Consider the following 9,123-nt stretch of genomic DNA (forward strand, 5'->3'; position numbering starts at 1 on the left):
TCGCGCTTGAGCCCTCGACGCCGAAGGAAGCCCTGTGCCGTTCGCACGTGCCGTCCGTCCTGCCCGTCCTGCCGTTCTCTTCCTCGCCGGCGCCCTGTTGCTGGCCGGCTGCGGCTCCTCCGGTTCGGCGGATTCCTCAGGTTCGGCGGGTTCCCCAGGTTCTGCGGGGGAGGGCGGAGCCGCCGGCTATCCGGTCCGACTCGACAACTGCGGGCAGCAGGTCGGTGTCGACGGCCCTCCGCGGCGGGCCGTCTCCCTCAACCAGGGCACGACCGAGATCATGCTCTCCCTCGGGCTGGCCGACCGCATGGTGGGCACCGCCACCTGGACCGACCCGGTGGCCGAGGGGCTGGCGAAGGCGAACGCGAAGGTGAAGCGCCTCGCCGACAACGCCCCCTCCTTCGAGAAGGTCCTGGACACCGAACCCGACTTCGTCGCCGCCTCCTTCGCCTCCACCCTCGGCAAGGGCGGGGTCGCCCCGCGCGAACAGTTCGAGAAGCTCGGCGTGCCCACCTACCTCTCCCCCGCCGACTGCGTCGGCAAGGACAACAGCGGCGACGGCGACGGCGTCCGCACCGAGCCGCTGACCATGGACGCGGTCTACGGCGAAGTCCGCGACCTGGCGGAGGTCTTCGGCGTCCGGGAGCGCGGCGAGCGGCTCGTGGCCGGGCTGAAGGCCCGGGTGACCGAGGCCACCGCCGGCCTCGACGCCCGGGGCGTGACCCTCATGTACTGGTTCGCCAACTCCCGGTCCCCGTACCTCGCGGGCTGCTGCGGCGCTCCGGGCATCGTCACGAACGCGCTCGGCGCGAAGAACGCCTTCGACGACACCGAGGAGGAGTGGCCCCAGGTCAACTGGGAGACCGTCGCCGACCGCGACCCCGACCTCCTCGTCATCGGCGACCTGACGCGTAGGCAGCAGACGGCCGAGACCGCCGCGAAGAAGATCGAGTTCCTGGAGTCGAACCCGGTCACCAGGAACATGACCGCGGTGAAGAAGAAGCGGTACGTGCTGCTGTCCGGACAGGCGATGAACCCGACCGTCAGGACCGTCGAGGGCATCGAGAAGGTGGCGGCGGCACTGCGCGGTCAAGGCCTCGCGAAATGACCGGCGCGCCGTCGGCGTCCCTGGCTGCGGCAGCGGGCGGTCTGCGCCGCGCGCTGCTGTGGGCGTCCGGTCTCGCGCTGCTGTGCGCCTCGGTCGCCGTGGCCATCACCATCGGCCCCGCGGACATCGCGGTCAGTGACGTGTGGTCCGCGGTCGCGGCCCATCTCGGCTGGGGCCGGGCGGAGTTGACGCCGCTGCGGGACGGCATCGTGTGGAACCTGCGGCTGCCGCGCACCCTGCTCGCCGCGGTGTGCGGCGCCGGCCTCGCGGTGTGCGGGGCAGTGATGCAGTCCCTGCTGCGCAACCCGCTCGCCGATCCCTTCGTCCTCGGGGTCTCCTCCGGCGCCTCGACCGGCGCGGTGCTGGTCGTCGTACTCGGCGCGGGCGGCGGCCTCCTGTCGGTCTCCGGTGGCGCGTTCCTCGGCGCGCTGGTCTCCTTCGCGCTGGTGCTGCTGCTCAGCCACACTCTCGGCGGCACCACGGACCGGGTGGTCCTCGCCGGGGTCGCCGCCATGCAGCTGTTCTCCGCGCTCACCTCCTTCGTCGTGATGACGGCCGCCGACGCGGAGACCACCCGCGGAATCCTGTTCTGGCTGCTCGGCTCGCTCAGCGGCGCCGACTGGACGGACGTGACCGTCGGCGCGGCCGCGCTGGTCGCGGCGCTGGTGGTCTGCCTCGGCCACGCCAGGACCCTGGACGCGTTCGCCTTCGGGCAGGACGCGGCCCTCTCCCTCGGCGTCTCGGTGGCCCGCACCCGGCTGGTGCTGCTGTGCACCACCGCGCTGCTCACCGCCGCCCTGGTGAGTTCGGCCGGGGCGATCGGCTTCGTCGGGCTGGTGCTTCCGCACGCCGCACGCGCCCTCACCGGCCCCGGCCACACCCGGCTGCTGCCCGCCACGGCCCTGACCGGCGCGGTGTTCCTGGTCTGGGTCGACACCCTCGCCCGCACCGTGCTCGACCCGCAGGAGGTGCCGGTGGGCGTGGTGACCTCCCTCATCGGCGTCCCCGCCTTCGTCGCCGTCCTGTACCGCGCGAAGGGCACCCGATGACCGGCTCCGAGACGACCGGCCCGGCGGCGACCGGCTCAGCGGCGACCGGCTCCGAGGGGCTGCGCGCCGACCGGGTCACCCGGGCCGCCGGCGGCACCCTGATCCTCGACGGGGTCAGCCTGACGCCCCGCCCCGGCGCCGTCACCGGCCTGCTCGGCCCGAACGGCTCCGGCAAGTCCACCCTGTTGCGCCTGCTCGCCGGCGTGCTCGCCCCGGACTCCGGTGTCGTCACCCTCGACGACCGCCCGCTGCCCCGGGTGGGCCGCCGCACCGTCGCCCGGCGCATCGCCGTCGTGGAGCAACAGGCCGACACCCAGCTCGCGTTGAGCGTCCACGACGTCGTACGCCTCGGCCGCGTCCCGCACCGCCGCGGCTGGGCCCCCGCCTCCGCCGCCGACGAGGGCGCCGTCCGCTCCGCGCTGGCCCGCACCGGCCTCGCCGACAAGGCCCACCGGCCCTGGCACTCCCTCTCCGGCGGCGAACGCCAGCGCGTGCAGATCGCCCGCGCCCTCGCCCAGGAACCCCGCGAACTCCTCCTGGACGAACCCACCAACCACCTCGACATCCAGCACCAGCTCGCCCTGCTGACCCTGATCACCGAACTCCGGATCACCAGCGTCGTCGCGCTGCACGACCTCAACCTGGCCGCGATGTACTGCGACCGGCTCGTCGTCCTCAAGGAGGGGCGCGTGGTGGCCTGCGGCGGCCCGCACGACGTCCTCACCGAGGCCCTCATAGCCGACGTCTACGGCGTCCGGGCCACCGTCACCGCCGACGGCCCCGACGACCGCCCGCACATACGCTTCCTGGGCGCCGTGCCGAGCCTCTGACGCGGTGTCCGCGCCCGCTACCGCGCTCCCCGTTCGGTGCCCCTGAGCCGTTCCAGGGCCTGCTCCGGCCCTGCCACGACCCGGACGCCCGTGGGCACCGGCGGTCTGCGCACCACGACCACGGGCAGCCCCGCCGCACGGGCTGCGGCCAGCTTCGGGGCGGTGGCCGCTCCCCCGCTGTCCTTGGTCACGACGACGTCGATCCGGTGACGGCGCAGCAGATCGCGCTCGCCGTCGAAGGTGAAGGGCCCGCGGTCGAGCAGCACCTCCATGCGGGACGGGGCCGGCGCCTCGGGCGCTTCGACGGACCGTACGAGGAACCACAGGTCGTCCAGGGCGGCGAAGGCGGCCAGCCCCAGGCGTCCGGTGGTGAGGAACACCCGCCGGCCCAGCGAGGGCAGCAGCTCGGCGGCCTCCGCCAGGGAAGCGGCCTCGTGCCAGACGTCGCCCGCCACCGGGACCCAGCCCGGGCGGCGCAGCGCGAGCAGGGGAACACCGGTGTCGGCCGCGGCCCTCGCCGCGTTGCGGCTGATGGTCCCGGCGAAGGGGTGGGTGGCGTCGACGAGCGCGTCGACCGCATGCTCGCCCAGCCACGCGGCCAGCCCCTCGGCCCCGCCGAAGCCGCCCACGCGTACCTCGCCCGGCGGCAGCCGGGGCGCGGTCACCCGCCCGGCCAGGGAGGTCGTCACGCGGAGCCCGGGCAGGGCGTCGGCCACCAGGAGTTCGGCGAGGCGACGGGCCTCGGTGGTCCCGCCCAGGATCAGTACGTGCACGAAAGTCCGGGTCCCTTCCGCGATGCGAGGTCCGAGCGGCGCGGCCGGGGACGGTCGCGGCGCTCCACTGAAGCACACCGGCCCCGGCCCGGCCTGACCACCGTCGCAGGCAGGAGCGTCGCGCGCGGTCGGCGGGCCGGCAAGGCATTGACTCACCCGGTTTCACTTAGAGTAGCCTTGCCTAAGTTGACCGGTTTCCGGAGGGTGGCTGGTGAGATCAGGGGAACAGCCGGGGCGGGACGTCCTGACGCGCTCGGTCAGGGGGCAGGCGCGGCGCGTCGGTCTGGGTGCGGCGCTCGGGTGTGTGCACCAACTCGGGGAAGCGCTGGTCCCGGTGCTCATCGGTGTCGTCATCGACCAGGCCGTGGCCGGACAGGACGCCGGGCGGCTCGCCCTCTGGCTGGCCGTCCTGGCCGTGATGTACGTGGCGCTGTCATGGAGCTTCCGGCTGGGCGCGCGGGCCGGTGAGCGCGGTGCCGAAGAGGCCGCGCACACCCTCCGACTGGCGATCGTGCGCCGGGTGCTCGACGCCCGCGGCGGCGCCGAGGAGGGACGGCTGCCCGGCGAGCTGGCCAACGTCGCCACCGAGGACGCCAAGCGCGTCGGCGCGGTCAACATGGCGCTGATGAGCGGGATATGGGCGGTCGCCGGCATCACCGTCAGCGCCGTGTGGCTGCTGCTGACGTCCGTGCCGCTCGGGCTGATCGTGCTGCTGGGCACGCCGGTGCTGCTGTGGCTGGGGCATCTGCTGAGCAAGCCGCTGGAGCGCCGCAGCGAGGCCGAGCAGGACCGGGCCGCCCACGCCTCGGGGGTGGCCGCCGACCTGGTGGCCGGGCTTCGGGTGCTGAAGGGGCTGGGCGCTCAGCAGGCGGCCGTCGAGCGGTACCGCCGTACCAGCCGCGCCTCCCTCGCGGCCACCCTGCGCGCGGCCCGTGCCGAGTCCTGGCAGACCGGGCTCGTCCTGGCCCTGACCGGTGGGTTCATCGCGCTGATAGCGCTGGTCGGCGGACGACTGGCGCTCGACGGCGCGCTCACGCTGGGGCAGTTGGTGTCCGCGGTAGGGCTCGCGCTGTTCCTGCTGGGGCCGTTGGAGACGTTCGCCTGGGTCAACGCCGAACTGGCACAGGGCCGGGCCTCGGCCGCCCGGGTCGCGCAGGTCCTCGCCGCCGAACCCGCCGTGGTGGGCGGGGACGCCCCGGTGCCGGACCCGGTGCGCGGGGAGCTGCGGCTGCGCGGGGTGCGGCTCGGCGGGCCCGACGGCGTCGACCTCGATGTGCCGGCCGGGCGGCTGACCGGGATCGCCGTGACCGATCCGGCCTCCGCCGAGGCCCTGTTGCGCTGCCTGGGCCGGGAGACCGACCCGGACTCGGGTTCGGTCGAACTGGACGGCGTGCCGTTGACCCGGCTCGATCCGGCGGGGCTGCGGGCGGCGGTGCTGGTGGCCGCCCATGACGCCGTGCTGTTCGACGGCTCGCTGGCCGCGAACGTGACTCCGGAGGCGGAGCCGCGGAGCGGCCCGGCCAAGGACGGGGCGATGGACGGGGCGCAGGACGGGGCGGCGGATCTCCGGACGGAGCGCGCCATGGCCGCCGCCCACGCCGACGAGGTGGCCCGCTCCCTGCCGCGCGGCGCCGCGACCGGTGTCGGCGAGGGCGGCCGGTCCCTGTCGGGCGGTCAGCGCCAGCGCGTCCTGCTGGCGCGCGCCCTGCGCGCCGGGCCGCCCGTCCTGGTCGTGCACGATCCGACGACGGCCGTGGACGCGGTGACCGAGGCACGCATCGCCGAGGGGCTGCGCGAGCTCCGGCGCGGCCGCACCACGGTCGTGGTGACCAACAGCCCGGCGCTGCTGGCCGTCGCCGACCGGGTGATCCTCCTCGACGGCGGCCGGGTCGGCGCCGAAGGCACGCACGCCGAACTCGTACGGGCCGACGCGACCTACCGGACGGCGGTGCTGGCGTGACCACACAACCCGAGCGAGCCCAGCCCGTTCCTGAACGGCTGAAGGGGGGGCAGGCTGAGTCCGCGCCCGCGGAAGACGCGCACGCGGAAGCCGGGCAGGCGGAAGCCACGCACGCGGAAGCCGGGCACGCGGAAGCCGGGCAGGCGGAAGCCGCGCACGCGGAGGCCGGGCGGGCTCTGTTGCCGACGGCGAGTCCCGCTCGTACGCGGGCCGCGGTGCGTGAGTTGTTGCGGCCGCATCGGGGGCTGGCCGGGGCCGGGTTCGGACTGATGGTGATCGCCACCTCTGTCGGGCTGCTCACCCAGCCCCTGCTCGGCCACATCGTGGACGTGGTCACCGAGCGGCGCTCCCCCGACGCGCTCACCGTGCCCGTCCTCGCGCTGGCCGGGGTCGCCGTGGTGCAGGGCGTCACGACCGCGCTCGGCATGTCGCTGGTGTCCCGGCTCGGCGAGACCGTGCTCGCCCGGCTGCGCGAGCTGTTCGTGGAGCGTGCGCTCTCCCTGCCGCTGGAGCGGCTGGAGAAGGCGGGCTCCGGAGACCTCAACGCCCGCGTCACGCGCGACGTCTCCCGGGTCGCCGACGCCGTGCGCGGCGCCCTGCCCGAGCTGGCGCGCTCCGCGCTGTCGATCGTGCTGACCCTGGGCGCTCTCGCCCTGCTGGACTGGCGGTTCCTGCTCGCCGCGCTCGTCGCCCTGCCCGTGCAGGCGCACACCGCGCGGTGGTACGTGCGCAACGCCGTGCCCCTGTACGCCAAGGAGCGTATCGCCACCGGGGCCCAGCAGCAGCAGTTGCTGGACACCATCGGCGGGGCCAGGACCGTGCGGGCGTACCGGCTTCAGACCGGCCACACCCGGCGGGTCACCGACCGCTCGCGGGCGTCGGTGGAACTGACGATGCGCGGGGTGCAGCTGGTGCTGCGCTTCTACAGCCGTCTGCACATCGCCGAGTACGCGGGCCTCAGCGCCGTCCTGGTCACCGGGTTCCTGCTGGTGCGCTCCGGCTCCGCGTCGGTCGGCACCGCCACGGCCGCCGCGCTGTACTTCCACAGCCTCTTCGGACCGGTGAACACCGCGCTCGTGCTGCTCGACGACGCCCAGTCGGCGACGGCGGGACTGGCCCGGCTGGTCGGGGTGGTGGACGAGCCGGCGCCCGAGTCCGCCGAGCGCGCGAACGACCGTCCGACCGCCGCCGGTGCCCCGTCCGTGACGCTGACCGCCGTCTCCCACGCGTATGTGCCCGGCCGCCCGGTGCTGCACGGCGTGGACCTGGAGATCCGGCCCAAGGAACGGGTCGCGCTGGTCGGCACGACCGGGGCGGGCAAGACGACGCTCGCGAAGCTGGTGGCGGGGCTGCACCGGCCGGAGAGCGGCCGGATCGACATCGGCGGCGTCGAACCGGACGAGTCCGGCCGCCTGGTGGGGCTCGTCACGCAGGAGGTGCACGTCTTCGCCGGACCGCTCGCCGACGACCTGCGGCTGGCCCGTCCGCAGGCGGACGACGAGGAGCTGCGGGAGGCGCTGGCCACGGTGGGCGCCCTCGGCTGGGCCGAGGCGCTGCCGGAGGGCCTGGAGACGGTCGTCGGCGACGGCGGACACCGGCTGACCGCCGACCGGGCCCAGCAACTCGCGCTGGCCCGCCTGCTGTTGGCCGATCCTCCGGTCGTGGTCCTGGACGAGGCGACCGCGGAGGCGGGCAGCTCGGGCGCCCGCCTGCTCGACGAGGCCGCCGAGCAGGCCCTGCGGGGCCGTACGGCGCTCGTCGTCGCGCACCGGCTCAGCCAGGCCGCCGCCGCCGACCGGGTGGTCGTCCTCGGTGACGGCCGGGTCGTGGAGAGCGGCACGCACGACGAACTACTCACCGCCGACGGCGCGTACGCCACCCTGTGGCACGCCTGGTCCGGCAGCCGCTCCGCCGCCCCGGACCACCCCTGACGGCCGCTGACGGCCCCTGACGAGACCCCTGCCCGCCCTCCCCCCGCCCCGGATCCAGCCACCCCCCGCCGAAAGCACCGCGACGAACAGAAGGATCATCCGATGCCCCGCGCCACCAGAGCCTCACGGCTGTCCGGCCTGCTCGCCTCCGTAGTCCTGCTCGCCGTCGCGGCGGTCGGCTGCGGCGACTCCGACTCCGGTTCCCCGGCCTCCGGCGCGAAGGGGTCGGACTCGTCGTCCGCCGCCGGCGCCTTCCCGGTGACACTCGACCACAAGTACGGCAGTACGACGATCAAGTCCGATCCCCAGCGGATCGTCACCGTCGGTCTCACCGACCAGGACGCCGTCCTCGCACTGGGCAAGGTGCCGGTCGGCACGACCGAGTGGCTCGGTGGCTACCAGGGCGCCGTCGGTCCGTGGGCCGAGGACAAGCTGGGCGGCGCGGCGGCGCCGACCGTCCTCACCGACACCGGCACCGGGCCGCAGGTGGAGAAGATCGCCGCCCTGAAGCCCGATCTCATCCTCGCCGTGTACTCGGGGCTGACCAAGGCCCAGTACGAGAGCCTGTCGAAGTTCGCGCCGGTGGTCGCCCAGCCGAAGGCGTACAACGACTACGGCGTGCCGTGGCAGCAGCAGACCGAGGAGATCGGCAAGGCGCTCGGCAAGGAGGCCGAGGCCGAGACGCTCGTGTCGGGCGTCGAGGACACGTTCGCGACGGCCAAGAAGGCCAACCCCGCCTTCGCCGGGGCCACGGCCGTGATGGCGACCCCGTACGAGGGCACGTTCGTCTACGGCAGCCAGGACACCCGCTCGCGGATCCTGTCCGATCTCGGCTTCTCGCTGCCGAAGGACCTCGACAAGGTGATCGGGGACACGTTCGGCGCCAACATCAGCAAAGAGCGCTTCGACCTGCTCGACCAGGACGTCGACGTGTGGATCGTGCCGGACCTCACCACGGCGGTCACCAAGCTGCACAGCGACAAGATCTACTCCGACCTGAACGTGGTGAAGCAGGGCCGTGAGGTCTTCATCCAGGAGAGCGGCGACTACGGCAACGCGGTGTCCCTGTCGACCGTGCTGAGCCTGCCCTACGTCCTCGACCGCCTGGTGCCGCAGCTCGCGGCGGCGGTGGACGGCAAGACGGCGACGAAGGTGGAGCAGCCGGCGTCCTGACCGGTCCCACGGCATGCATGACGGAGGGGGCGGGCCCGCGCGGGCCCGCCCCCTTCCTCGTGTCCCGCCGGGCTCAGGACCCGTCGACGAGGCTCTTGGGCCGCAGGTCCGTCCAGTTGGCCTCGATGTGGTCCAGGCACTCCTGGCGGGCGGCCGGGCCGTGCGCGACGGTCCAGCCGGCCGGGACGTCCACGAAGTCGGGCCACAGGCTGTGCTGGCCCTCGTCGTTGACGAGGACGCGGTAGACGCCGTCGGGGTTCTCGAACGGGTTGCTCATGCCGGGGTCCTTGTCTCTCCGG

General features: G+C 74.3%; 8 protein-coding genes. 6 read left to right on the top strand and 2 right to left on the bottom strand.

Features of this window, described 5'->3' with window-relative positions:
• Nucleotides 1-34 precede the first annotated feature (34 nt).
• Genes ACFWBD_RS16355 through ACFWBD_RS16365 form a run of 3 tightly spaced genes read left to right on the top strand, consistent with a single transcriptional unit; the run spans nucleotide 35 to nucleotide 2,987 of the window.
• A complete protein-coding gene (locus tag ACFWBD_RS16355) occupies nucleotides 35-1,108 on the top strand; it encodes an ABC transporter substrate-binding protein (protein ID WP_385667249.1) in 1,074 nt (357 codons plus the stop codon).
• Nucleotides 1,105-2,157, top strand: a complete 1,053-nt coding sequence (locus ACFWBD_RS16360) for a FecCD family ABC transporter permease (RefSeq protein ID WP_385667250.1) — start codon at nucleotides 1,105-1,107, stop codon at nucleotides 2,155-2,157. Before ACFWBD_RS16355 ends, ACFWBD_RS16360 begins: the two co-directional genes overlap by 4 nt.
• Nucleotides 2,154-2,987, top strand: coding sequence for an ABC transporter ATP-binding protein (locus tag ACFWBD_RS16365; protein ID WP_385667251.1), 834 nt, complete (start codon nucleotides 2,154-2,156; stop codon nucleotides 2,985-2,987). The genes ACFWBD_RS16360 and ACFWBD_RS16365 overlap by 4 nt, the downstream gene beginning before the upstream one ends.
• Before the next feature lie 17 nt (nucleotides 2,988-3,004).
• Here ACFWBD_RS16365 and ACFWBD_RS16370 read toward each other — a convergent pair whose 3' ends face one another.
• A complete protein-coding gene (locus tag ACFWBD_RS16370) occupies nucleotides 3,005-3,760 on the bottom strand; it encodes a cobalt-precorrin-6A reductase (protein WP_385667252.1) in 756 nt (251 codons plus the stop codon).
• Nucleotides 3,761-3,971: 211 nt separating this feature from the next.
• On the opposite strand from ACFWBD_RS16370, the gene ACFWBD_RS16375 reads away from it, so the two are divergent.
• The 3 genes from ACFWBD_RS16375 (at nucleotide 3,972) to ACFWBD_RS16385 (ending at nucleotide 8,824) form a co-directional block, all read left to right on the top strand.
• Nucleotides 3,972-5,720: an ABC transporter ATP-binding protein gene (locus tag ACFWBD_RS16375; protein WP_385667253.1), complete on the top strand. Its 1,749-nt coding sequence runs from the start codon at nucleotides 3,972-3,974 to the stop codon at nucleotides 5,718-5,720.
• 269 nt (nucleotides 5,721-5,989) lie between these two features.
• On the top strand, nucleotides 5,990-7,651 hold the full coding sequence (locus ACFWBD_RS16380; RefSeq protein ID WP_385667302.1) for an ABC transporter ATP-binding protein: 1,662 nt from the start codon (nucleotides 5,990-5,992) through the stop codon (nucleotides 7,649-7,651).
• Nucleotides 7,652-7,753: 102 nt separating this feature from the next.
• Nucleotides 7,754-8,824 (top strand): iron-siderophore ABC transporter substrate-binding protein, encoded by a 1,071-nt coding sequence (locus ACFWBD_RS16385; protein WP_385667254.1) that lies wholly within the window; start codon nucleotides 7,754-7,756, stop codon nucleotides 8,822-8,824.
• Between the two features lie 73 nt (nucleotides 8,825-8,897).
• Here the strand turns inward: ACFWBD_RS16385 and ACFWBD_RS16390 are convergent, their stop codons facing one another.
• On the bottom strand, nucleotides 8,898-9,101 hold the full coding sequence (locus ACFWBD_RS16390) for an MbtH family protein (protein WP_385667255.1): 204 nt from the start codon (nucleotides 9,099-9,101) through the stop codon (nucleotides 8,898-8,900).
• Between the last annotated feature and the right edge of the window lie 22 nt (nucleotides 9,102-9,123).

Origin of the sequence: Streptomyces sp. NPDC060002, from assembly GCF_042737245.1 — a bacterium.
Lineage (GTDB): Bacteria > Actinomycetota > Actinomycetes > Streptomycetales > Streptomycetaceae > Streptomyces.

Coding starts and splice junctions, on each gene's coding strand:
- ACFWBD_RS16360 (WP_385667250.1), top strand. CDS start 1,105: ATGACCGGCGCGCCGTCGGCGTCCCTGGCTGCGGCAGCGGGCGGTCTG.
- ACFWBD_RS16365 (WP_385667251.1), top strand. CDS start 2,154: ATGACCGGCTCCGAGACGACCGGCCCGGCGGCGACCGGCTCAGCGGCG.
- ACFWBD_RS16380 (WP_385667302.1), top strand. CDS start 5,990: ATGGTGATCGCCACCTCTGTCGGGCTGCTCACCCAGCCCCTGCTCGGC.
- ACFWBD_RS16385 (WP_385667254.1), top strand. CDS start 7,754: ATGCCCCGCGCCACCAGAGCCTCACGGCTGTCCGGCCTGCTCGCCTCC.
- ACFWBD_RS16390 (WP_385667255.1), bottom strand. CDS start 9,101: ATGAGCAACCCGTTCGAGAACCCCGACGGCGTCTACCGCGTCCTCGTC.